Genomic DNA, 25139 nt, shown 5'->3' on the forward strand with positions numbered 1-25139 from the left:
AAAAGGTATCCTATTTTAGTTTTTATAAGTGGATAATTAAGCTCAGTATAGACTGAGCCTGACGAGCTTATAATAGAATGATATGTAAATAACCTAAATTCAGGTTAAATAACACCAAATTACTGCATAACGGTATTAAATAAACACGACTAAAAAATTATACTACTTTTATGGGGCGCAAAAAAATAGGGCACGCTTTAAGGGTGCCCTATTTATTAGTATTTTCTTTAGTTTAATTTAGTTTAATACTTATTTTTATATGCCCATAAGTGCAAAAGCTCATGCGCAATGGTTGCTGCAGCAATGGCGGTTACTTCACTTTGATCATACGCTGGCGATACTTCTACTACATCCATACCTACCATATTAATGCCTTTTAAAGCACGTAATATTTTAAGTACTTTGTCTGATGTTAAACCACCACACACGGGAGTGCCTGTACCAGGTGCAAACGCAGGATCAAGGCAATCAATATCAAAGGTTAAATAAACCGGTAAATCACCTACTCGCGCAATTATTTGCGCAGCAATATCGTTTGCCGATAAATCGTTGGCTTGCATGGCATCAATCACTGCAAACCCATGCTTGCTTTGATCAAAGTCGGTGCGAATACCAATTTGAATACTGTGCTCTAAATCAATTAACCCTTCCATTGGTGCATGATAAAACATGGTACCGTGGTCGTAGCGTGAGCCATTACTGTAAGTATCTGTGTGCGCATCAAAGTGCACCAAAGCCATTTTGCCATGTTGTTTTTCATGCGCACGTAGCAATGGTAAAGTCACAAAATGATCGCCACCTAGCCCTAACAAGGTTTTACCTTGGCTTAATATTTTACTCGCGGCTTGTTCAAGCTGCGCCGTAAAATACTCAGCATCGCCTACCGGATAAGTAAAGTCTCCAGCATCGGCCACTTTTAAATGCTCAAATAATGGAAACGTCCATGGATACTTAGTGCCTTCCCACGCTAAATGCACCGATGCACGACGAATCGCGTCTGGGCCTAAACGTGCACCTGGGCGACCCGAGGTCGCCATATCAAATGGTAAACCAAGCACTACTACATCAGCGTCAATCGCGGTAATATTTTGCACCATAGGACAACGTAAAAAGGTCATCCCATTGGAATACAATGAGTGATCTGGATGATCAAACAAAGTCGACATACTTATAGCTCTTCTAAATAAGTGTAGCCATCAAGGCCATTTTGCAATTCGTCTAAAACGCTTTGCTGTTCGTGTTCTGCAATTTTGCTACTTACCAACTGCTGATACGACTGCTGAAAACTCTCAACGTCTAAATGCACGTAACGCATCATATCGGCTACTGTATCGCCTTGGTTTATTTCGGTAATGCTGGCTACGCCGTGCTCATCCATATTCACCATAGCGCTGTGCGTATCGCCAAATAAATTATGCATATCACCTAATATTTCTTGATAAGCACCCACCAAGAAAAACCCCATTAAATATGGTTTATCTGCACTAAACTCAGGTACTGGTAGTGTACTTTCAATGCCTTGACCATCAACATAATGATTAAGTGCACCGTCAGAATCACAAGTAATATCCAGTAATACTGCACGTTTTTTTGGCGCTTCGGTTAAGCCACTTAATGGCAACACCGGAAACACCTGATCAATTCCCCACGCATCTGGCAGTGATTGAAACAACGAGAAATTTACAAAAAACTTATCGGCTAAACGTGCATTAAGCTCGTCAATTATTGGCCGATGAAAACGGTTTTTGTTGTCCATGTGCTTATTAAGCTCATAACACACGCGTAAATTTGTTTGCTCAGCCCACGCACGCTGGGTTAAGTTTAGTAACCCCATTGCAAACTGATTATGTGCTTCGGCTAAATCGCCTTGGCTATCGTGATAAATCTCAATTAATGCACGGTCATCAGTTAATACATGCAATTGCTGCCACGACATCCACATATTTTTAAGTAACTGCGGGGCATCATCAGCCGGTGCTTCAATTTCTTCAGGTGTATAACTTTCAGTACCAATCACATTTGAAATAAGCACAGCATGGTGCGCGGTTAATGCCCGCCCCGACTCCGAAATAATAGTTGGAAACGGCTGTTCATACTGCTTACAAATGTCGCCTATGGTGTACACAATATTGTTAGCGTATTCAGCTAAGCTATAGTTCATTGAGTTATGTGACTGGCTACGAGTACCATCGTAGTCAACAGCTAAACCACCGCCCACATCAAGACACTCAATTTTTGCACCTAGTTTACGTAACTCGCAGTAAAAACGTGCTGCTTCGCTTACACCTAAACGTACATCACGAATATTCGCCATTTGCGAACCTAAGTGAAAATGCACCAACTGGACTAAATCAAGTTGATCCGATTCTTTCAAACGATTAACCACATGCAAAACTTGTGATGCCGATAAACCAAATTTTGATTTTTCGCCGCCACTTGCTTGCCATTTACCTTTACCTTGCGATGCCAAGCGCACGCGAATACCAATGCGTGGCTTTACATTTAATTCTTTAGCTTGGCTAAGAACCATGTCGAGTTCAGAGAGCTTTTCAAGCACTATGTATACTTTATGGCCTAGCTTTTCGCCTATTAGCGCTAAGCGTACATATTCTTTGTCTTTGTAACCGTTACATACAATCACCGCACTGGTTTTTTCAGCCAATGCAAGTACGGTTAATAACTCTGGTTTGCTACCTGCTTCTAAACCTAGTTGTTTTTTTTCTAGTTGTGCTTGGCTGGCAACAATTTCTTCAACCACTTCACGCTGTTGGTTTACTTTAATTGGGTAAACTAATAAATAATCTTTAGGGTAGCCGTAATCTGCAATCGCGGTATTAAATGCAGCACATAAGCTGTGCACACGATGATGTAATATTTGCGGAAAACGTACTAATGCAGGCAAACTTAAGCCTTTATCTTCTAGTTGCTTAGCAATGTCCGTCAGTGCAATAGTTTGCTCTGGCGCATCGGCTTTAGGGGCAACATATACATCACCTTGTTCATTAATACCAAAAAAACCTTGGCTCCAATGACGAACATTGTAGCTCGTACGAGCTTGTTCTAGTGATGTTGTTTCTTTCATTTATCTTTCTCTTTTATTTAGAAATGCCGAACTGGCTAATTGCGCGCATTAAAAGAAAAATAGCGGTTTAAGTCCAACAAGAATTTTTACTCGTAACGAGTAAATTTTAATGTTAAAAATTAGAAACAAAGTAACGCTAAAGATCATAGCGCCTCAGAGGCAGGTAACATAAAGGAAGAATCTAAATTGCGCTTAATATACGGCTTTTATTACAACTTTTGTTATTAAGGATTGCAGATATATAGCGTAAAATTAGTTGCTAAATTGCGGCTTGAAAAGCCAATATTAGCGATATTAAAATAAAAACAGGGTACAAGCTAAAGTCGGATAAACGCAGCGCCACCCGACAAATTATAGCTTATTTAATAACTCACCTAGTCCAATACTTTTATCTGATTGAGTGATGTTATATTTATATGCGTTTGAAAATAGTACTTTCCTGTTTTTTTACCCATAGCGTAAAAATCAATTATCATACGTTTAGCCTCGCCCGTAACTTCAACTGTTTTATTAATAAAATATAAATCGGGCGAAGTTCCATACTTTTTTATAAAAGCATTTACTGTTCTAGGGTGAATAGCGACACTCACATTTCTTCTATCTCTATAATCCAATTCTGTATTTAAATAGATACCACTGTTTTGAATGCCCGCCGCCTTTATTGATAACTTAAATACGCCTTTTATTCCTGCAGGAGCGACTTCTTCGGTGAGGGCAATTAAATTCATAGTGCTGGTTATATCCGAGTTAGATATAACTTTAGGTGTTGATGTACACCCACTAAGAATTAAAATAGAAATTAAAACAAAATACTTCATCTATACAACTTCCTTGTTAATCAAATTTGTGAGGCTAGCGTACTTTTACTTAAGCCTAATATTAACAATAAATGAGCTACTATAATACGCTATAAGCAACTTTATTAGTTTAAAAATATATTATGCGCCCTTAAATAAAACGTAGTATTTATTAGTCGCTTTTACCTAAACAAACACATGGCGCAAAAATAATGCCGCTAATTAGTCTTTTTTATCTATCGTTATTTCAAGCGTTTTGCTATTCCCAGCAAACCACTTCTGAACATACAAAGATCCAACAATAGGGGCAACGCCTTCATCTGGGACTTCTTTGTAACGAACACTGTTTTTTGTTTCTTTTTCGTATTCAAAAGTTACTACTTTTTTCGACATAAAATACTCCTTATACTCACATTTATACCTAGGATAATAATTTAATAGTTTTAACAAATAACTTAAAGTATTGCTACGTAATCATTTTTAAATAATCTAAAAATATTTTTCCGCTATAATTACGTATTACATTCAAGGCCGTCATACTCTTTAAAAGTGTTGGTTAATATTACCGCCCCCTTACAAGCCAAACGCGTAGAATATAAACCAATTTAAAACAATACCTTAACTAAATTAATACTTAAATGAGTACTGCTTTCAGTTTAAAAATAATGGTTATTTAACCCATAAATTTAATCTTTAATTAAAGCATCTAAGAGAGCTTGAAGTTATTATTTAAGCTGCTATATTGGAGCTATGAAAACATATATTTTTTTATTTAATTATATTATTTGTTTGGGGAGCTTCGCCCTAAAATTCCCCGCTTAAGCGGACGCTTCTCTGCGTCCATCTGTTTCACAGAATTTACTATTAATTTTTAATTTAACTTTTAATTTAGGCCATTCTCGGCAAGCTTTCTATCGCCTAGATTAAAGTGAGATTTAAATATTACTGTGTTTTTATTATCAATATTATTTATGCGCTATTGTTTAGCGTGTGGCAAATTTGGTTATTAAATACAGTAAAAGCATAAAGTTTCTTCGTTTAGTTTTAAGCAATATAAACGAAGATCAGTAATTATTTAATCTTATTAAAGGAGGTGAATAGCCGATTGATATTGTTTCTTTAATTTTTAGTTTACTAAAAGCAGAAGTAATTAATTTGTTATTTATTAATAGGTGATGATATGTCTAAAAATGATATGAAAAAACCACAGTTATCGTTAAAAGAAAAACGTAAGTTAAAACAAGAATCGAATACAACAGAAGTAGCAAAGCCAAGGAAAAAGAGAAAGGCTTAAGTTACTTTAAGTAACGCTAACTTTTAATGTTATTAGCTATGCCTTTAATTAGGCAAATAAAGTGAGCTGCGGTGGTTATTTACGATGAAGCCGAACGTGGATCAGCCGGCTTATCGGTAGAAGGAAACTAACCCCGCTCCACTTTTAATGCGAATAATTTATAAGTAACTAACGTTTATTTTCGACAAAGTCTGGAGGTAACTTACCTTGATTGTTGTTAGGTTTTTAGTTTGTGAAAAAAGCATTTTAAATTAATCTATTATTTATTGTTTAGGTGGTGAATATGTCTAAAAATGATAAGAAAAAACCCGCTTTATCGTTAAAAGAAAAACGTAAACTGAAAGAATCAAATACTGTTGAAGTTGCAAAACCAAGAAAGAGAAAATCTAAGTAATAACAAAAAAGGGCGCCAATAATATTGGCGCCCTTTTTTATGCCCTAATATTAGCTGTATTATTTATATAAACCTTGCTCAGTAGCCATTTTTTTCGCAATTTGTGGAGCCGTCCAAAGTGATGGTAACAACACAAAAGACACTGGTACGGCGGTTACTACAATAAACGATTGCAGTGCAGAAATACCACCAGAACCTATCGAAATTAATATTGCTGCCATAACTCCCATCATAATGCCCCAAAACACTCTAATGGGTGTTTGCGGATGATCGTTACCTGTCATTACCATAGATACCGAGTAGGTCATAGAGTCACCCGTGGTTGCTACAAATATTGTGGTTAAAATTAAAAACAACACCGATATAACAAAGCCCATAGGCAGCTGCTCAGTAATGGCCAACAGCGCAGCGGGTAAATTTAAGCCCGCAAAGGGTTCTGAAATAACACCCGGGTTTGCTAACTCAAAAAATATTCCTGAACCACCCACTATCGTAAACCAAAAACAAGTAATAACAGGAGCAATTATTGAGATAAGTGTGATCATTTCACGAATAGTACGGCCGCGCGAAATTCGTGCAACAAACATAGCCATTAAAGGTCCGTAACCTAAAAACCAGCCCCAAAAGAATACTGTCCACCAGTCTAACCAAGCGGTATCGGCACGAAAAGTGGCCATAGGAATAAAGTTATTAATATAAAGCCCAAACGAATGAATATAGCTATCAAAAATAAAGGCTGTAGGCCCCATCAGCAAAATAAACAGCATTAACGCCACGGCTAAAATCACATTAAAGCGACTGAGTAATTGAATTCCTTTAGTAACACCACTTACGGCAGATAGAGTATAAATTGCAATTAAACTAAATAAAATGGCCACTTGAGTGGTGTAAGTATCTGGAATACCAAATAGTTTTTCTAAACCAAAACTTACTTGCAAGCCTAAAAAGCCAATAGGGCCTACCGTGCCTGCTACTACAGCTATAACACAACACGAATCGACAATAGCACCAAATGCGCCTTTCATTACGCGATCGCCAAATACCGGATACAACAAAGTACGCGGCTTAAGCGGTAAACCTTTTTCGTAATGTAAATGCATATACACTATGCCAGTCAGGCTGCCTAAAATAGCCCAGGCTAAAAAACCCCAATGCATAAAGCTTTGCGCTAAAGCATTAAATGCAGCCTCTTTAGTGCCTGATTCACCACCAAAAATTGGCGGCGGCGAAATAAAATGTGCCATTGGCTCAGCAGCAGCCCAAAACACCCCGCCACCAGCAAGGAGTGTACACATAATAATGCTGATCCACTTAAAGGTAGTAATCTCTGGCTTTTTTAAGCCACCTAATACCACTTTCCCGGTACGTCCAAAGGCTAAAAACAACCCAATTATAAAGGTCGAAAGCAATAATATTTGCCAAAAGGCACCAAACGTTTTAGTAGAAAAAGCAAAGGCGGTATTGATCCAACCCGACATCAAATCAATATCATAAAGTGCTAGCACAGCAAATAGCACAAGGATGCCACCACTGATTAAAAATACCGGTATATCAACCCCTGCCAAATACTTTATTGTAGATGAATGCTCATCCTCATGTTGTTTTGTTACTCCAGTGGTACTCATTTATCGTCTCCTGATGGATTTTTAGTTACCGACATAGCGACATACCACAACACCCACCCTAAATACGAAATTACACAATGAAGCGACGCTAATCAAAAGGTTAAATTATCTTTCGATCTTGCTTTATTTCGAGTTTAGAAAATGCCATAACAAATATCTTAACTGCCAATTTGTGAATATTTTACCCTTTTCAGCAACCTAATCCAACGGTACTCTAATTATTAATAGTGAATTTACACAATAGCAAAGCCTTGCTTACAGCTATTTTTAATAATAAACAAATATAAAACAACAATTTTGAAGGGGCTAGGCAAACAGAAATGGCAATATAAATAAAGAGATGCAAAAGTACTGCGATAAAAAAGGGTACATAAGGCTAAGTTTATTAATAGTCAAATGCATAATCAATCTCGTAATAAATTTAATATGTATTGATAGTATTTTTGTAAAATAACTAAGAGAGTGTTTGGAATAAACTTATTGATGGTTTTTAAATTATTAGCAACGCGTATAACACACATAAAAAAAGCGCTTAATAAGCGCTCTATTACTTTAATAAATACCGATACTTACACTAATACTTGACGCGTGTTTGCTATAAAGTGATGTACTTCACGCTCAATTTTAGGGTCAACAGGTTCGTCTGGTCGACGATCATTCGGGCAAGGCATTCTTGGCGTAGTACCAAATAAGCGACAAATTAATGGACGCTCGTCATATACAGTGCAGCCATTGGGACCAAGATGTACACAATTGAACTCGTTTAACGCCGCTTCATGCTCAGCATCTGTTTTTACCGGTAAGCGCGACATTTCCTCTGAAGACGTTGTTACTGGCCCGCAGCAGTCGTGGCATCCTTTTACGCATTCAAACGCTGGAATATTAGCGCGTAATCGTAAAATTACTTCCTGATTTTTGTACATCACTATTTATACCCTTTATTTTTGCAACGCACTGACGCGGCAACTTTACTAATTTCTCCACAATGCATCAAAGCGATGCCTAAGCCTAGAGTGGCTAGATCAGCTATAGTACGCTTTGCACTGCCCAAAAATCAAGCTAAGTTAGCATTTAGTTACGCCATAGCGCTAATATACACAGCTTATAAACTAAATATTATTTATTAAGCAGGATGAATAAAGTAGTAAGCTGGCCGTTGTTATTATTTTACTTAAACACTTTGTTACCTAAAAATACTGTTTAAAATTACTCAGCTATTTATACTAGTGCAAATGAAAAATATTTTTTGAGGTAGTTGTGCAGATCATACAAGGTATGGAGTATTTTTTTTCGGGTTTTAAATTAATTACTCAAAAGGGATTAAAGCGTTTTGTGTTTATTCCGTTGTTAATTAATATTTTACTTTTTGGTAGCTCGTTGTTTTTTTTATTTGGCTGGTTAAGCGACAGTTTTAGCTACATAAATAATATGCTACCCGAGTGGTTAAGCTGGCTTGAGTGGTTAATGTGGCCCATTGCCCTGTTAATAGTGCTGTTTAGCTACAGTATGTTATTTACTGTAATCACAAACTTTATTGCCGCACCTTTTAATGGTTTACTCAGTGAAAAAGTTGAGTTGCATTTAACAGGTCAAAAAATTAATGATGATGGCTTGGCTGAATTATTAAAAGATGTGCCACGCATGCTTGGCCGAGAGTGGACAAAACTTTGCTATTACCTTCCCCGCGCCATTGGCTTTTTTATATTGTTATGGGTGTTGCCGGTTATAGGGCAAATACTGTGGGTGCTTTTTTCGTGTTGGATGTTTGCCGTGCAATACCAAGATTACGCGTTCGATAATCATAAAATCAGCTTTAAGCAAATGAAAACCGATTTACAAAGCAAGCAAGGTTTATCGTACGGGTTTGGTTTTGCAGTAATGTTGCTAACAGCCATTCCGTTGGTAAATTTAATTGTAATGCCTGTTGCTGTTTGTGGTGGCACCAAGTTATGGGTTGATAACTTTCGCAGCCAATACCGAACTCAATAATATGAAATAAAAAATGGGTCACTTGACCCATTTTTTATTTAACCTTAACTCTGGTTATTTACTAATTCATCATTAGCTATACAAGCTTTGTGGCACTTTGGTCACATTTAAATGCACGGTCACTTCCTCGCGATCATGATATAAATGCTTAGCTTGTAACTCATAGCTTATACCGTATTTTTCTAGTTCAGCTCTGATCATGCTTAAACACTCGTAAACACTATCAAAGCGTTTTTTCATTGGCAGCTTTAAGTTAAAAATAAGCTCTTTAGCATATGCATTTACTGCCCAGTCAATCATTAGGCTGGTTACTTTAGTTGGCTTTTCTACCATGTCGCATACTAACCAAGTAATGTTGCGTTTTTCTGGGCGATATTTAAAGCCATCGGCCCTAAAGTGCTTTACCTGCCCTGTTTGCATTAAATCATCGTTCATTGGGCCATTATCTATCGCGCTTACAAACATACCACGGCGCACTAACTGATAAGTCCAGCCACCTGGACACGCCCCTAAGTCAACACTGCGCATTCCGGCTGCAACGCGTGACTCGCGTTGTTGTTCTGGAATAAACACATTAAATGCTTCATCTAATTTTAAAGTAGAGCGGCTTGGCGCATCACTTGGCATACGTAAACGTAAAATACCCATAAAAAATGGCGAGTTATTAAAGCTATACGAGTAACCCACATAAGCTGTGTTGTTAGTTAAAAACAGTACATGCATTACTGGGCGGTTTGCTTTTGGCTCGCGCAGTACAATATTACGTTTTTCGAGGGCTTTTTTAAGGGGCGTTGATATTTTTTTACAAAAGGTTAAAAGCTCTTTGCCTTCGTTGGTATCGGGGGTTTCTACACGTAGCTCAGAGCACAAGGTAAAATCTTTAGCAGCCTCTACAACGGCCCCTACACGATCTTCTACTGGCATGTTTTCGATCAGCGTACCAGCAAACCATTGACGAGCAAACACCATGTTTTTAAAATCAACTTTTTTAATTATTTCGTCGCCATGCTGCGCGTTAAAACACTCATAAATAACATAACCGGTATTTGGCTTTGCTTTAACATAACCGGCAAAACCTTGCTCGGCAGCGTGGAACGTTATTTCAGCAGCGGCATCGTTTTCAAACCCACTACGACAGTAAATTACAACACTAGACATATTAACCCTTTAAAACTTAAATCGTGCAACTTGCACTAAAATAACAATCCAACCAATAATAAAGCATAAACCACCCAATGGGGTTATTGGGCCTAGCCACTTCATACCTGTTATGGCAAGTAAGTATAAACTGCCACTAAAAAGCAGTGTGCCCGCAATAAAAAAACCGCCAGCCCAATTGAGGTTAATACCCCACTTAATTAACACCGCCACAGCTATAAGCGCTAATCCATGCACCATTTGGTACTCAGCTGCGGTTTTAAACACACCTAATGAGTACTCCGACAGTCGGCTTTTTAAACCGTGGGCGGCAAAAGCCCCTAGCATTACCGACAGCATACAAAAAAAGCTCCCGGTCATTAAAAATAATTTAATCATTTATTACTCTCTCGAATACTTATTTAACAATGCATTTTATAAAGCGCACAGCACTTTGTACTGCAGTTGCTCGATTTTGCGCCTCACTAACGCCACTTTTTTTACGCGGTTTTAGTGAATGGTCACCATCGGGTAGCCAGCAATATTCTGGTTGCTTGGGCATTAACATAGTAGCTAGCTCCTCACGAGTACCAAACGTATCGCGCTCACCTTGTAATACCAAAAATGGGCAGCCTATATCAGCAAAATGATCGGTGCGTAGCTTTTCAGGCTTGCCTGGCGGATGAAACGGATAGCCAAACGCTAATACACCTAAAATAGCATGCTCGCTAGTACAGGCAAGCATTGACGCCATTCGTCCCCCCATAGATTTGCCACCAATAAATAACGGCAACCCTGGCTGTGCATGGCTAAGTATTTGCTCATAGTAGCTAAGCAATTTAGGCGCGCGATCGGGTGGGCGGCGTTTATTGGTTTGTTTCGCTATTTGCATATATTCAAAATCAAATAAACCAACATCAATCCCTTGCTCACTAATGAGTTGTGCCATATTTTGCATAAACTCATGGTCGCTACCGGCTCCTGCACCATGGGCAAAAATAAACTGTGCTATAGCTGGCTGCTGTGTACTTTTAAACCATTCAATCATATTAATACTCTTGTTCTTGCTCTACTAAGCTCAGCATCCATTCTTTAAATGACACTATTTTACCCATTTCAGTTTGCGACTCGCGCAGCACTAAATAATAAGCGTTTTTACTCTCTAAACTATGATTAAACGGGATCACTAATCGTCCGGCGTCAATATCGGGCTTAGCGAGTACACTATTGCCTATAGCCACACCTTGACCATGCACTGCGGCTTGTAACACCATAGATGAGTGACTAAAAATAGGCCCTTGGTTAACTTGTACATTACGTACACCGGCGGTTTTCATCCATGTTTTCCAATTTTTACGCGTGGTGTCGTGCAATAAAGTATGGTGCGCTAAATCACTGGGTTGATTAAGTGGCTTAATGCCATTTAATAATAGCGGGCTACATAGCGGCACTAAATACTCGGTATGTAACTTAAAAGTTTGCACCCCACTCCAATGCCCCCGGCCATAATAAATAGCAACGTCGACATCGTCGGTTAAAGAGTTTTCGTCTAGATCTTGCGCTTTTATTCGCACGTCTATTTCTGGGTGTAACTCATTAAATAAACTTAATCTGGGCACTAGCCACTGAATCGCAAAGCTTGGCGTTAAGCTTACCGTTAAAGAGCCTTTTGCACCTCGTGCTAGTAATTTTTCGGTGGCGTCTATTAGTTGGGTAAATATTTCTTTTATATCGAGAAAGTAACCCTGCCCTTCTTCGGTTAATAATAGCGAGCGGTTTCTGCGTATAAATAGCTTTAAGCCCAAATGTTCTTCTAATGTTTTTATTTGATGACTTACAGCGGCTTGCGTTACATATAGCTCTTCTGCAGCTTTGGTAAAACTTAAATGACGTGCTGCTGCTTCAAAGGCTTTAAGCGCGTTTAATGGAGGGACCCGTCTTGACATGATAACCACGCTTTGAATTAGTTTTTCTTATGCATGGAATTATATATTTAAGGTGTAAAAAAAGCGACCTTAGTCGCTTTTTAAATATTACCTAATATATAGGTTATAAATTATAAATCGCTGGCACTGGTATCAAGCGGTGCAAAGCTTTTAATTAAATCATCTACGGCTTTCATTTGTGTTAAGTAGCCTTCTAATTTACTCAATGCTAGTGCACATGGGCCATCGCATTTTGCTTCATTTGGATTGGGGTGTGCTTCTATAAATAAGCCCGCAATACCAAGTGCCATACCACTGCGAGCAAGCTCTGCTGCTTGGGCGCGACGACCATCAGCCGAATCTGCACGGCCACCTGGGCGTTGTAGTGCATGGGTAGCATCAAAAATAACAGGTGCCATTACTTTCATGTCGTCCATGCCGAGCATATCAACCACTAAGTTATTATATCCAAAGCTTGAACCACGCTCACACAGTGCCACGTTGTTATTACCTGCTTCGTTAAATTTAGTAATAATATGGCGCATTTCGTGTGGGGCTAAAAACTGTGGTTTTTTTACGTTTATAATTGCGCCGGTTTTTGCCATAGCAACAACCAAATCTGTTTGGCGGGCTAAAAATGCCGGTAACTGAATAACGTCAACTACTTCAGCAACAGGTGCTGCTTGATGTGGTTCGTGTACGTCGGTAATTAACGGAATATTAAATGTTTTTTTAATTTCTTCAAATATTTTTAAACCCTCGTCTAAACCCGGGCCGCGGTAAGAGTTGATTGATGAGCGATTAGCTTTATCAAACGACGCTTTAAATACATAAGGGATATTTAATTTAGTGGTTACTTCTACGTAATGCTCTGCAACACGCATGGCTAAATCACGAGACTCTAATACATTAATACCGCCAAACAATACAAACGGTTTGTTGTTTGCAAGTTCTATGTCATTAATTTTAATAATTTGGTTGTTCATTTTTATTCCTTATGGTGCAACTGCTTGCATCATTAATCCACAAATATAAGCCATATAAGTACCTACGCCATAGCCAAGTACCGCTAATAATACACCTACAGGAGCAAGCGACGGGTGAAATGCAGCGGCAACAACGGGTGCAGATGCCGCGCCGCCTACGTTGGCTTGTGAGCCTACCGCCATATAAAATAACGGTGCTTTAATTAGTTTAGCTACAATTAACATTAAGCTCGCATGGGTAAGCATCCATATAATGCCAATTACAAAATACATTGGTGTTTCAAAAATCGCCGTTATATTCATGTGTAAGCCGATTGATGCAACCAAAATATACAAAAATGTAGAAGCAACTTTCGACGCGCCAAACGATTCTATATGGCGTACTTTAGTAAACGATAAACTAATACCAATAGTGGTTGAGATCACGATTAACCAAAAAAACTTACTGTTTAAGCTGTACTCTTGTGCCCATGGGAAATTAGCACCAAAGTAAGGGCCTAAAAAGTCAGCACAAAAATGTGCCAAGCCGGTAATACCAAAGGCAATGGCAATAATCATCATATAATCGTTAAGCGTTGGCATGCGCGCATGCTCAGCATGATATTTTTCAACCCGGTTTTTAAGATCTTCAATGGCGCTGGTATCGGCACCTGTTCTTGCATCAATGGCTTTATGATTCGCTGCCATTAATAATAAAACGGCCATCCATAAGTTAGCAACAATGACATCTACCGTCACCATGGCCGAAAATATATCACCGCCAACTTCAAACATTTCTTTCATTGATGCTTGATTAGCACCGCCACCAATCCAGCTACCTGCTACTGTGGTCATACCGCGCCATACGGCATCGGGGCCATGTCCGCCAATTGCTTCTGGGTACACTGCGCTCATAATTAAAATAGCTAAAGGGCCACCAATAACAATACCAGTAGTACCGGTTAAAAACATAATGAGTGCTTTGGGGCCTAAGTTTATAATGGCTTTTAAATCAATACTTATAGTCAGCAGTATTAAACACGCTGGCAATAAGTAGCGTGACGCTACGTAATATACGTTTGATTTATTACCATCAACAATACCAAAGGTATTAAGTAATGAGGGCAAAAAGTAACATAACAGTAAAGCGGGTACATATTTATAAAATGCTTTAAAACCTGGGTGCTGGCTGTTAGAGGTTTTAAACACAAACCCTAAAATAATAGCCAGTAAACCAAGTACCACAGCATCGTTAGTAATTAATGCAGTTTGGGCTTCAACCATAGTTATTCCTATTTTTAATGGTGAGTTTTATTATTATTGTCTTCTAGTTCTTCTATTTGGTGTTGAATAATCTCTATTGCAGGATCGTCTGGGCATTCATCTACAAAAAACTGTAAATCGTCACGTGCCATTTTAGGGCAACCTAATTGATTGAGTAAATACCCTCTGTCGCGTCGCTCATAAGGGTCGTCACCAATTATATCCATCAGCATTTCGACGCAGTTTAACGCATGACCAAATTTATTTTCGCTAATAAACGACCACTTTTGCTGGGCTAAAAATAATTTATATACTTCGTCGTCAAAAATAAGCTCAAGTGGCTCTTGCTCTTGGGCATTATCTTCATCAACGTTTTCAGGAATGATATACCAGCTTTGTTGGCCGCTGCTTGGCTCAATGGTATAGCCTTCTTCATCACTCATAGCTACATGTATACCAATATCACCTTGGGTAATACTTACACAAGCGTCTAGTTTGGCATGTTGTAAAAAATGGCTGAGTAAAATAGCAAGTGTTGTTGGTGAACCACTGCGCATAGTTAATGTATAGCTTATGCAATTTAATTTGTACTCTGGCACTTTTAAGCTAGAAGCACTAAACAGCCATTCACTATAAAAGCGATCTAATAGCTTATCTAAACGCACATGCTCGTCAGATGTTTGCAGACACAAAGCATCTATTTCCTGTTCAAAGGAAGTTAAAATTTCATAGCTAGGCGTTAAGTCAATCTGAGGGTCCCATTTAGATTCGGCTTGAATACAACGATAAATCGCCGGTGGCAAAAAATCATCATAAGCTTCATCAAAATAAGAATCATCGTGTTCATCAAACCCGAGGGTGGTCATTCATACTACAACATTTTAGAAAACGAAGGCGTAGTTTACTACTTTTTAAGCTAGATACCAATGTAGAGGGGCTTGAATGTGAACTTATGTTTAGAAATAGTTGAGCTTTGTACACAATTATACAAAGCTCAATTGGGCTAATTATTACTTATAAAAGCAGTGCCGACTTAGCGGTTGCTAAATAACCGATAGCTAAAATAACCAAAGTGTTAAAAATGGTATATGCTACTTTTGGTGCTGTTTTTGTTTGTTTTGAGCTAACAATACCAACGGCAATATAAATAATCACTAGCACTATCTTTTCTAATAACCAATATTGCTCAAACGGATTAATTTTAGCGATCCCCATTAGCATTAATGCTGAAACAAGTAACAAAGTGTCTATGCCGTGGCTGCCAATAAACACCAGTTTATTTTTTGCCAACTTACCACTACCCATGCGTGAAAATGAGCGTACATAAAATAAAATTACACTCAACATCGCAATAGCCATGTGTGAATGTTTAACTGCTAAATAATCCATAGTTTTAATACTTCTGTTTAGTTAAATGTTTTTATTTTTAAAAACGAATAAGCAGTGCAAATATTACACTGCTGTAATTTAGTTTAAGAGCACTGTGCAAGTGTAACGCGATCGTTATTGCCTAAGTCTTTCACTGTTTTAATATTTATAAACCCCATTTGTGCAAAAAATTGGCTAACCGCACCACTTTGCTCAAAACCATGTTCGATCAAAAGATAACCTTTAGCGTGAAGATAGTCACGTGATTGGGTAATTATTTGTTTTATATCAGCCAGTCCATCATCATCTGCAACAAGTGCTGAGAGCGGTTCAAAGCGCACATCACCTTGCTTGAGGTGTATATCGGTTGTTTCTATATACGGCGGATTAGATACAATTAAATGAAACTTTTCGCCATTAAGCGCGCTAAACCAATTACTTTGCTTTACTTGCACATTATTAATGGCTAATCGCTGCTGGTTACGTGTAGCAAGTGCAACAGCATCAGCTACTCTATCTACTGCGGTAATTTGCCAAGTGGGCATTTCGCTCCCCAGTGCTAACGCGATTGCGCCAGTCCCTGTGCCTAAATCGAGCACCTTTGCATTACTTGGCACCGCCATTTCAAGCGCTTGCTCTACTAAAGTTTCGGTATCTGGACGCGGTATTAAAGTGGTGGCATTAACCTCTAGCGATAAACTCCAAAATTCACGTTGCCCTGTAATATGTGCAACTGGCTCGCCATTTAAACGCCTTTGGCAAAATGTATCAAATTGCTGCTGTTGCTCTGTACTAAGCGTGCTTTCTGGCCAAGTAAAAAGATAACTGTGAGGTTTTTGCAATATATGCAGTAGTAAAACTTGCGCGTCTAATTTAGCGCTTTCGCTGCTAGGTGCTAATAAATTAGCGCCTGCAGCAATTGCTTGTTCGAGGGTTTGGGTCACTATTATTACTCGTCGCCCATGGCCGCTAGTAAGTCGGCCTGATGCTCTTGCATTAATGGCTCTACAATACAGCTTAAATCACCGGCTACCACTTCGTTTAAGCGATATAGGGTTAAGTTAATACGGTGATCGGTAATACGACCTTGTGGATAGTTATAAGTACGAATACGCTCAGAGCGATCGCCACTGCCTACTAAGTTACGACGCTCAGAGGCTTCTGCTGCATCGCGCTTTTCGTCTTCAGCTTGTTGCAAACGCGCTGCAAGTACCGACATAGCTTTAGCACGGTTTTTATGTTGCGAGCGCTGATCCTGACACTCTACAACCACACCGGTAGGTATATGGGTAATACGAATAGCAGAATCGGTTTTATTTACGTGCTGACCACCCGCGCCTGATGCACGAAACGTATCAACTTTAAGATCGGCCGAATTAATTTCAATTGCCTCAGCTTCTGGTACTTCAGCCATTACCGCAACCGTACACGCAGAGGTATGAACTCGACCTTGCGATTCGGTTTCTGGTACACGTTGTACACGATGCACGCCAGATTCAAATTTCAGCTGACCAAAAACGCCTTCACCACTAATATTAGCAATTATTTCTTTATAGCCGCCGTGCTCACCTTCGTTGGTGGTCACCACATCTACTTTCCATTTTTTAGTTTCGGCATAACGGCTGTACATTCTAAATAAGTCGCCGGCAAATATAGCCGCTTCGTCGCCACCAGTGCCCGCTCGCACTTCTAAATACACGTTATTATTGTCTTTAGGATCTTTTGGCAGCATTAATACTTGAATTTCATCTTCTATGGTCAGTATTTGTGCTTTAGCTTCTTTGTATTCTTCTTGCGCCATTTCACGTATATCTGGGTCTGAATCTTTCAGCATTTCTTCTGCGCTTATTACATCTTGTTGCGCTTGTTGGTAGCTTAAAAACGTTTTTACTACCTCTTCTAAATCTGAGTATTCTTTAGAAAGTGCACGAAAGCGGTTTTGATCACGAATGACCGATGGGTCGCTTAGTAGCGCTTGTACTTCTTCATAACGCTCAACTAAGATTTCTAACTTATGATAAACGGATTCTTTCATTAACTGCTATTCCTGATCAATACCTAACATTTTTTTCAATTGGTTTAACTGAGCCACTTCACCTTTTTTCGCTGCATCTTGAATAGCACGGGTAGGCGCGTGCATTAAGCGATTGGTTAACTTATTGGCCAGCTCTAAAATAACTTTTTCGGCATCTTTACCTGTATTGAGCTGACTCACTGCTCGCTCTACAAGTTCGGACTTTATTGTTTGTACATCGTTTCGATAGTGGCGAATTAAATCCACCGAATCGAGTGAGCGTATCCACATTAAAAACTCTTTAGTGCGCTCGGTAATAATAACTTCAGCCTGCTCAGCGGCTTCTTCTCGGGCACTCATATTCTCGCTAACAATGGTTTGTAAGTCATCAACAGAATATAAATAAGCATCGTCAAGTTCACCCACTTGGCTTTCAATATCGCGAGGAACCGCAATATCAATAAACAACATAGGCTTATAACGACGCTGTTTAAGTGCTTGCTCCACCACACCCTTACCAATAATAGGCAGTGTGCTGGCGGTAGAACTAATAACAATATCGGCTTTATGTAAACGCTCAGGTAGCTGAGCAAGTGCAATTACATCACCCGATACTTGATCCGCTAAACTACGTGCACGCTCAAGGGTTCTGTTCGCAACCGTAATGTTTTGCGGCTCATTTTGGTACAAATGTTTGGCTACTAGCTCAATTGTTTCACCGGCACCAATGAGAAGTACATTGGTTTTATCGAGCTTGCCATAAATATGTTTAGCTAAATTAACCGCCGCATAAGCAACCGACACTGCACTGGCACCAATGTTGGTTTCAGTACGTACTTGCTTAGCAACTGAAAACGTTTTTTGAAATAATCTATCAAACGTCACGCCCACAGCATTATGAGTTTTAGCACTGTTATACGCTTGCTTTATTTGCCCCAAAATTTGCGGCTCGCCCAGTACGAGTGAATCTAGGCCACAGGCTACGCGCATTAAGTGATTTATAGCATCACTACCTTCATGGCAGTAAATGTTTTTACTCAGTTCATGTTCATCCAAACCATGGAAACTAGATAACCACTGCAACAGTGTTTGGGAATTTTGCTGTGCAAGGCTACAATACACTTCAGTTCGATTACAGGTGGAAACAATCACTGCCTCATTAAAATGGGCGTGGCCACTTAATTGCTGTAGCGCCTCTGAAATTTGCTCAGGGGAAAAAGCCACTTTTTCACGTAATTCTACGGGAGCGGTTTTGTGATTAATACCAAGTGCGATTATGGTCATATTTGCCAAATATTGATGAGCCCTACTTTAAAGGCCGCAATTTTATCAAAAATCTCAGGAATATGGAAAGTAAGGAGCAACATTTGATTCGACAATATTTTATTTTAGCTATGTTTTTCTTGTTTTTAGCCGGCTGCGCTCAAAAAAGAAACTTAGAAACAACCACTTACGAAAACTGGAAAACACATCTTGCTGAGCAAAGTATTTGGCAAGTAGAAGGTAAACTTGCTTTTATTAGCCCCGATGAGCGCCAATCTGCAAACTTAAACTGGCAACAGAGCCAAAATAACAATAATTTAGTGCTCACCACTTTTATTGGTACACGTATATTGTCACTCAAACAAACTGCAAATACGGCAGAACTAAACTATGATGGCGAGCAGTATTTTGACACCAATGCAACGGCATTACTAAAACGTTTAACCGGTTTTGCTTTACCGGTAAATAACGCCGACAGTTGGTTAAAAGGCACCATTGATGACCAAACTTTAAAGGTTGATCAATTAGGCCGCGCTAAAAGCGTATTATGGTTTGATAGTACAGGTAAAAAATGGCAAATTGAGTACGCTAGCTTTGTGCAAAAAAGCGGCTACTGGCTTCCCAGCAGACTGACCTTAACCCATCAAAAAATTAAAATTAAAATTCAACTCTACGATTGGCAGTTTAATTAACCATGAATAATATCACTTCATTTTCACTTATTGCGCCGGCAAAGCTCAATCTTTTTTTACATATTAATGGCCGCCGAGATGACGGTTACCATGAACTAGAAACCCTGTTTACGTTTTTAAATTATGGCGACGAACTTAGTTTTGAGTTAAGCGATTTACCTGCAATTATTGTTACCGGCGACACAAATGGCATAGCCACAACCGACAACCTTATCTATAAAGCGGCTTTATTATTGCAAACACAGTGCAAAATAAAGCAAGGCGTGAAAATAAATTTAATTAAACGTTTGCCAATGGGCGGCGGTGTTGGCGGTGGATCATCAGACGCTGCCAGCACATTATTAGCCTTAAATAAGTTGTGGAAAACAGCCCTCAGTTTAGATGAATTAGCTCATTTAGGCTTACAACTAGGTGCCGATGTACCCGTATTCATACATGGTAAAAGCGCCATAGCGCATGGGATTGGTGAGCAATTAGAACAAGTAATGCTTGAGCAAAAGTGGTATTGTGTGGTCTTCCCTAATCAACATGTAAGTACTGCTAAAATATTTACTCATCCTGAACTAAAACGCGACACGCCAAAAATTTCAGGAGACTGGCAACAGCATATTTTAACTAACGATTGCGAATCTTTAGTGAAAAAGCTGTGTCCCGAGGTTGAAAAAACCCTGCAGTGGTTGCTAAAATACGCTCCATCAAAGATGACCGGAACAGGTTCATGTTGTTTTGTAGAATTTGCTACGCAAGTTCAAGCACAAGATGTACTTGCTAATCTCCCCCATACTTGGCAGGGGTTTATCGCATCAAGCGTTAATACTTCTCCCGCTCATACGGAGTTAGCCGCCATATTTGATTGAAGTAACGTACAAGTAGTCATAAGTTAACACGCAGTGGTTTAATTATTGCCTGTTAGTCCAAAAATTCAGTGCCTGAGGAACCCTACCGTGCCTGACATGAAGCTCTTCGCTGGTAACGCAACACCTGAGTTAGCTCAAAAAGTTGCAAAACGTTTATATATTGAATTAGGCGATGCTGTTGTTGGCCGTTTTAGCGACGGTGAGATCAGTGTTCAAATTAATGAAAATGTTCGTGGATCGGATGTTTTCATCTTACAATCAACCTGTGCCCCTACAAACGATAACCTTATGGAACTTATCGTTATGGTTGATGCTCTACGTCGTGCATCTGCCGGTCGTATTACTGCCGTTATTCCTTATTTTGGTTATGCTCGTCAAGATCGTCGTGTACGTTCTGCCCGTGTACCCATTACCGCTAAAGTCGTTGCCGATTTCTTATCTAGTGTAGGTGTTGACCGCGTTCTTACGGTTGATTTACACGCTGAGCAAATCCAAGGCTTCTTTGATGTACCTGTAGATAACGTATTTGGTAGCCCTGTTTTACTTGAAGATATGAAAGCACGTCATTTTGACGACGTTGTTGTTGTATCTCCAGATATTGGTGGCGTTGTACGTGCGCGTGCTATTGCAAAACTACTAAACGATACCGATTTAGCTATTATTGATAAACGTCGCCCACAGGCAAACGTTTCTCAAGTGATGCATATTATTGGTGATGTTGAAGGTCGTGATTGTATTATCGTTGATGATATGATTGATACCGGCGGTACATTATGTAAAGCAGCTGAAGCACTTAAAGAACACGGTGCTAAGCGCGTATTTGCATATGCTACTCACCCTATTCTTTCGGGTAAAGCGGCTGAAAACTTGCGCAATTCAGTGATTGACGAAGTTATTGTAACTGACTCTATTCCACTGTCTGCAGAGCTTAAAGCACTTAATATTGTTAAAGTACTTACACTTGCCGACATGCTTGCAGAAACTATTCGTCGTATTAGTAACGAAGAGTCTATCTCTGCAATGTTTGAGCATTAATTAAAGATCTACTTTAGCGAAGCTAAGTAACTTTAATTTTAAAAAGCGCCTTTTGGCGCTTTTTTCGTAACTGTTATATATTTTGCTGGGGGGCGATGTTATGATAGCGCGCCTTTTGGCTAGGGACCTTGGTCGCAAAGGCCCTATACTTTTAATTATTGGAAACTATTATGTCAAACAAAACTTATGTATATAACGCAGAACTTCGCGAGCAAACTGGTACTGGTGCGAGCCGCCGCCTACGTCGCGAAGACAAAGTGCCTGCTATCGTTTACGGCGCAAACAAAGAAGCTACTTCAATCACTTTAGATCATAAAGATGTGATTAAAGCTCAAGAAAGCGAAGGTTTTTACACGCAAATTCTTACACTTAATATTGGCGGCGAGTCTGTTGAAACTATCCTAAAAGATATTCAACGTCACCCTTTCAAGCCTAAAGTTACACACCTTGATTTCCAACGTATCGATGCAAACCAAAAGCTACATACTATTGTTCCAATCCACTTTGTTGGTGAAGACGTTGTAGAAAAACTTGGTACAACTGTTGTTCGTCAGTTAACTGAAATCGAAATTTCTTGTTTCCCTAAAGCAATCCCTGATTTCGTAACAGTAGATGTTTCAAAATTAGTTGCAGGCGATTCTCTACATATTTCTGATGTTGCATTACCAGCTGGCGTTTCATCAATAGATTTAGCAAAAGGTCCTGGTCACGATCAGTCTATCCTAATTGTTAAAGCTAACAAATCAGCTCCAACTGAAGATGAAGCTGAAGACGCAGCAGAATAATATTTAAGGCTTAACACCTTGAATTCTATTCAAATGCTTGTGGGCCTGGCTAATCCAGGCCCCGAATACGCAAACACACGCCACAATGCAGGTGCTTGGTTCATTGAGCAACTCGCTGCACGCTATAACTGCACTCTAAAACACGATCCTAAATATCACGGCCTTACAGGTAAAGTGATTATTCAAGATCAAGAATTCAAATTATTGATCCCCACTACTTATATGAACTTAAGTGGTAAAGCGGTCGGTAGTTTAGCTAATTTTTTCAAAATTCCTGTGGAAAGCATTTTAGTTGCCCACGATGAATTAGACTTAGAACCTGGCGTTGCCAAATTAAAGAAAGGCGGCGGACACGGCGGTCATAATGGCTTAAAAGACATTATTGCAAAAATGGCAAATCAAAAAGACTTTATGCGCTTGCGCATTGGTGTAGGTCATCCGGGGCATCGTGAAATGGTAACTGGTTGGGTGCTAGGAAAAGCGGCCAAAGCAGACCAAGAAAAAATGGATGCTGCCATTGATGAAGCGGTACGCTGCATGGAAATACTTGCAAAAGATGGTGTGTTAAAAGCACAAAACAGACTACATTCGTTTAAACCCTAGTAACTTGGGTACAAGTTCGCCGTTTAAACGAATCTAAACAAGGTATCTTACTATGGGTTTTAAATGTGGCATTGTTGGCTTGCCTAATGTGGGTAAATCGACACTTTTTAATGCATTAACAAAAGCGGGTATTGAAGCCGCTAACTTTCCTTTTTGTACCATTGAGCCTAATACAGGTGTGGTACCAGTGCCTGATCCTCGCCTAGACGCACTTGCTAAAATTGTAAACCCACAGCGCATTCTTACAACAAGTATGGAGTTTGTAGATATTGCCGGTTTAGTAAAAGGCGCATCTAAAGGTGAAGGTCTTGGTAACCAGTTTTTAGCTAATATTCGTGAAACTGACGCCATTGGCCACGTAGTTCGCTGTTTTAATGATGATAATATTATTCACGTAGCTGGCACTATTGACCCTGCTGATGATATTGACGTTATAAACACTGAATTAGTGCTTGCCGATATGGACAGCGCTGAAAAAGCATCGTTCCGTAATGCTAAAAAAGCTAAAGGTGGCGATAAAGACGCAAAAGAGCAAAATGCAGTACTTGAAAAAGTAAAAGTACACCTTGATGAAGGCTTAACATTACGTTCTTTAGAGTTAACTAAAGAAGAAAAAGCAGCTATCAGCTCTATTAACTTTTTAACTATCAAACCAACAATGTATATTGCTAACGTTGCTGAAGATGGTTTTGAAAACAACCCATACCTTGATGTTGTACGCGCTATTGCCGCAGCAGAAGATGCGATTGTTGTTCCTGTATGTGCTGCTATTGAATCTGAGCTTTCTGAGCTAGATGAAGAAGACAAGCTTGAGTTTATGGCTGATCTTGGTTTAGAAGAGCCAGGCCTTAACCTTGTTATTCGTGGTGGCTATGAATTACTGCAATTACAAACCTACTTTACAGCAGGCGTAAAAGAAGTACGCGCATGGACTATTCCTGTAGGTGCAACTGCGCCACAAGCAGCAGGTAAAATTCATACCGACTTTGAGCGTGGCTTTATTCGCGCACAAACGATTGCTTTTGACGACTTTATTGCCTTTAAGGGTGAGAGCGGCGCAAAAGAAGCAGGTAAAATGCGCCAAGAAGGTAAAGAGTACATTGTAAAAGACGGCGATGTAATGAACTTCTTGTTCAACGTATAAATATACATTACCCAAATTTAGTGTGGTGATGATTTTAAAGGCTCGTTTTTACGAGCCTTTTTTATTTCTTTAATACCTGCTGTGGTTTTTTAACGTCTGTATTTGTTTAGCAAAATTGAAGAACTGCGAATAAGTTTAAGTTTAGTGTTTTTAATGCAGCTAAAAAAACAGCATTTATGCTAAATTTTAGCCGCTTAGCTTACTTTTCCTGCAAACAAACCAAGTTAAGTGTTTTTTTGCAAAAAAGGTGTTGACGAATTTGGGCCATATCAGCATAATACGCCCCGCACTCAGCGATGAAGTGCTAACGAAAAAATATGGCTAAGTAGCTCAGCTGGTTAGAGCACATCACTCATAATGATGGGGTCACAGGTTCAAATCCCGTCTTAGCCACCATTATTTTTTTTGTTACTCAATGAAGAGTTTAAAATAACTACCTAGTGTTTAATTACACAAAGTAATGCGGGAGTGGCGGAATTGGTAGACGCGCTGGATTTAGGTTCCAGTATCTTAGGATGTGAGAGTTCAAGTCTCTCCTTCCGCACCATTCTTGATAAGAATTAAAACTATCAATTGTTTTTGTTGGGATATCGCCAAGCGGTAAGGCACCAGGTTTTGATCCTGGCATTCCCAGGTTCAAATCCTGGTATCCCAGCCAACAATGGCTAAGTAGCTCAGCTGGTTAGAGCACATCACTCATAATGATGGGGTCACAGGTTCAAATCCCGTCTTAGCCACCATTTCTTCTTTTAGAAATGGCTCTGCAAGAGTTAAATTGCAGCTCAATGAAGAGTTTAAAATAACTACCTAGTGTTTAATAACACAAAGTAATGCGGGAGTGGCGGAATTGGTAGACGCGCTGGATTTAGGTTCCAGTAACTTCGGTTGTGAGAGTTCAAGTCTCTCT

General features: G+C 39.3%; 24 protein-coding genes and 4 tRNA genes. 11 read left to right on the top strand and 17 right to left on the bottom strand.

What is annotated here, in order from left to right; genetic code table 11:
- Window positions 1-242: 242 nt before the first annotated feature.
- The 6 genes from speB to I6F41_RS16415 form a co-directional block, all read right to left on the bottom strand.
- Window positions 243-1166 (bottom strand): agmatinase, encoded by a 924-nt coding sequence (gene speB, locus I6F41_RS16390; RefSeq protein ID WP_011327762.1) that lies wholly within the window; start codon window positions 1164-1166, stop codon window positions 243-245.
- A gap of 2 nt (window positions 1167-1168) precedes the next feature.
- The gene (gene speA / locus I6F41_RS16395) at window positions 1169-3082 is read right to left on the bottom strand and encodes a biosynthetic arginine decarboxylase (protein ID WP_011327761.1); all 1914 of its coding nucleotides are present in this window, start codon (window positions 3080-3082) and stop codon (window positions 1169-1171) included.
- A 374-nt stretch (window positions 3083-3456) separates the two neighbouring features.
- Window positions 3457-3900, bottom strand: a complete 444-nt coding sequence (locus tag I6F41_RS16400; protein ID WP_011327760.1) for a hypothetical protein — start codon at window positions 3898-3900, stop codon at window positions 3457-3459.
- Between the two features lie 201 nt (window positions 3901-4101).
- Window positions 4102-4272 (bottom strand): hypothetical protein, encoded by a 171-nt coding sequence (locus I6F41_RS16405; RefSeq protein WP_167376930.1) that lies wholly within the window; start codon window positions 4270-4272, stop codon window positions 4102-4104.
- Window positions 4273-5626: 1354 nt separating this feature from the next.
- On the bottom strand, window positions 5627-7192 hold the full coding sequence (locus tag I6F41_RS16410) for a BCCT family transporter (RefSeq protein WP_089367978.1): 1566 nt from the start codon (window positions 7190-7192) through the stop codon (window positions 5627-5629).
- Window positions 7193-7761: 569 nt separating this feature from the next.
- Window positions 7762-8115, bottom strand: a complete 354-nt coding sequence (locus I6F41_RS16415) for a YkgJ family cysteine cluster protein (protein ID WP_011327756.1) — start codon at window positions 8113-8115, stop codon at window positions 7762-7764.
- Window positions 8116-8467: 352 nt separating this feature from the next.
- Here I6F41_RS16415 and cysZ point away from each other — a divergent pair, with 352 nt between their 5' ends.
- A complete protein-coding gene (gene cysZ / locus I6F41_RS16420; RefSeq protein WP_182676878.1) occupies window positions 8468-9181 on the top strand; it encodes a sulfate transporter CysZ in 714 nt (237 codons plus the stop codon).
- 72 nt (window positions 9182-9253) lie between these two features.
- Here cysZ and rlmM read toward each other — a convergent pair whose 3' ends face one another.
- The 11 genes from rlmM to hemA form a co-directional block, all read right to left on the bottom strand.
- Window positions 9254-10339, bottom strand: a complete 1086-nt coding sequence (rlmM, locus tag I6F41_RS16425; RefSeq protein WP_197108775.1) for a 23S rRNA (cytidine(2498)-2'-O)-methyltransferase RlmM — start codon at window positions 10337-10339, stop codon at window positions 9254-9256.
- Between the two features lie 9 nt (window positions 10340-10348).
- Window positions 10349-10717 carry a DUF423 domain-containing protein gene (locus I6F41_RS16430; protein ID WP_041454382.1) on the bottom strand — a complete coding sequence of 123 codons (369 nt, stop codon included), beginning with the start codon at window positions 10715-10717 and terminating at the stop codon, window positions 10349-10351.
- Between the two features lie 19 nt (window positions 10718-10736).
- Window positions 10737-11366, bottom strand: coding sequence for an alpha/beta family hydrolase (locus tag I6F41_RS16435; protein ID WP_182683214.1), 630 nt, complete (start codon window positions 11364-11366; stop codon window positions 10737-10739).
- Window position 11367: 1 nt separating this feature from the next.
- Window positions 11368-12264, bottom strand: coding sequence for a transcriptional regulator GcvA (locus I6F41_RS16440; protein WP_011327750.1), 897 nt, complete (start codon window positions 12262-12264; stop codon window positions 11368-11370).
- Between the two features lie 110 nt (window positions 12265-12374).
- Entirely contained in the window at window positions 12375-13229 is an 855-nt protein-coding gene (gene kdsA, locus I6F41_RS16445; RefSeq protein WP_011327749.1) for a 3-deoxy-8-phosphooctulonate synthase, read from the bottom strand.
- 9 nt (window positions 13230-13238) lie between these two features.
- On the bottom strand, window positions 13239-14492 hold the full coding sequence (locus I6F41_RS16450; protein WP_011327748.1) for a DUF819 family protein: 1254 nt from the start codon (window positions 14490-14492) through the stop codon (window positions 13239-13241).
- Window positions 14493-14506: 14 nt separating this feature from the next.
- Window positions 14507-15337, bottom strand: a complete 831-nt coding sequence (locus I6F41_RS16455; protein ID WP_011327747.1) for a tetratricopeptide repeat protein — start codon at window positions 15335-15337, stop codon at window positions 14507-14509.
- Window positions 15338-15485: 148 nt separating this feature from the next.
- Window positions 15486-15860 (bottom strand): SirB2 family protein, encoded by a 375-nt coding sequence (locus I6F41_RS16460; RefSeq protein ID WP_179808147.1) that lies wholly within the window; start codon window positions 15858-15860, stop codon window positions 15486-15488.
- Between the two features lie 83 nt (window positions 15861-15943).
- The gene (gene prmC / locus I6F41_RS16465) at window positions 15944-16783 is read right to left on the bottom strand and encodes a peptide chain release factor N(5)-glutamine methyltransferase (protein ID WP_086997954.1); all 840 of its coding nucleotides are present in this window, start codon (window positions 16781-16783) and stop codon (window positions 15944-15946) included.
- 5 nt (window positions 16784-16788) lie between these two features.
- Window positions 16789-17874: a peptide chain release factor 1 gene (prfA, locus tag I6F41_RS16470; RefSeq protein ID WP_011327744.1), complete on the bottom strand. Its 1086-nt coding sequence runs from the start codon at window positions 17872-17874 to the stop codon at window positions 16789-16791.
- A 6-nt stretch (window positions 17875-17880) separates the two neighbouring features.
- Window positions 17881-19137: a glutamyl-tRNA reductase gene (gene hemA / locus I6F41_RS16475; protein WP_041454381.1), complete on the bottom strand. Its 1257-nt coding sequence runs from the start codon at window positions 19135-19137 to the stop codon at window positions 17881-17883.
- A gap of 83 nt (window positions 19138-19220) precedes the next feature.
- Here hemA and lolB point away from each other — a divergent pair, with 83 nt between their 5' ends.
- From lolB to I6F41_RS16525, 10 genes are all read left to right on the top strand, one after another.
- Window positions 19221-19808, top strand: a complete 588-nt coding sequence (gene lolB, locus I6F41_RS16480; RefSeq protein ID WP_086998003.1) for a lipoprotein insertase outer membrane protein LolB — start codon at window positions 19221-19223, stop codon at window positions 19806-19808.
- A 2-nt stretch (window positions 19809-19810) separates the two neighbouring features.
- Window positions 19811-20665: a 4-(cytidine 5'-diphospho)-2-C-methyl-D-erythritol kinase gene (ispE, locus tag I6F41_RS16485; protein ID WP_011327741.1), complete on the top strand. Its 855-nt coding sequence runs from the start codon at window positions 19811-19813 to the stop codon at window positions 20663-20665.
- A gap of 87 nt (window positions 20666-20752) precedes the next feature.
- Window positions 20753-21700, top strand: a complete 948-nt coding sequence (locus I6F41_RS16490; RefSeq protein ID WP_011327740.1) for a ribose-phosphate pyrophosphokinase — start codon at window positions 20753-20755, stop codon at window positions 21698-21700.
- 170 nt (window positions 21701-21870) lie between these two features.
- Window positions 21871-22485, top strand: a complete 615-nt coding sequence (locus I6F41_RS16495) for a 50S ribosomal protein L25/general stress protein Ctc (protein ID WP_011327739.1) — start codon at window positions 21871-21873, stop codon at window positions 22483-22485.
- Window positions 22486-22503: 18 nt separating this feature from the next.
- Window positions 22504-23088, top strand: a complete 585-nt coding sequence (gene pth, locus I6F41_RS16500; protein WP_011327738.1) for an aminoacyl-tRNA hydrolase — start codon at window positions 22504-22506, stop codon at window positions 23086-23088.
- A 52-nt stretch (window positions 23089-23140) separates the two neighbouring features.
- Complete coding sequence (ychF, locus tag I6F41_RS16505) at window positions 23141-24232, top strand: redox-regulated ATPase YchF (RefSeq protein WP_011327737.1); 1092 nt, start codon at window positions 23141-23143, stop codon at window positions 24230-24232.
- Window positions 24233-24551: 319 nt separating this feature from the next.
- Window positions 24552-24628: transfer RNA gene (locus I6F41_RS16510), tRNA-Met, on the top strand.
- 66 nt (window positions 24629-24694) lie between these two features.
- A tRNA-Leu gene (locus I6F41_RS16515) sits at window positions 24695-24779 on the top strand.
- 36 nt (window positions 24780-24815) lie between these two features.
- Window positions 24816-24890: transfer RNA gene (locus tag I6F41_RS16520), tRNA-Gln, on the top strand.
- Between the two features lie 5 nt (window positions 24891-24895).
- A tRNA-Met gene (locus I6F41_RS16525) sits at window positions 24896-24972 on the top strand.
- Window positions 24973-25139: the final 167 nt, after the last annotated feature.

It is taken from the genome of Pseudoalteromonas sp. SCQQ13 (genome assembly GCF_015864415.1).
Lineage (GTDB): Bacteria > Pseudomonadota > Gammaproteobacteria > Enterobacterales > Alteromonadaceae > Pseudoalteromonas > Pseudoalteromonas nigrifaciens.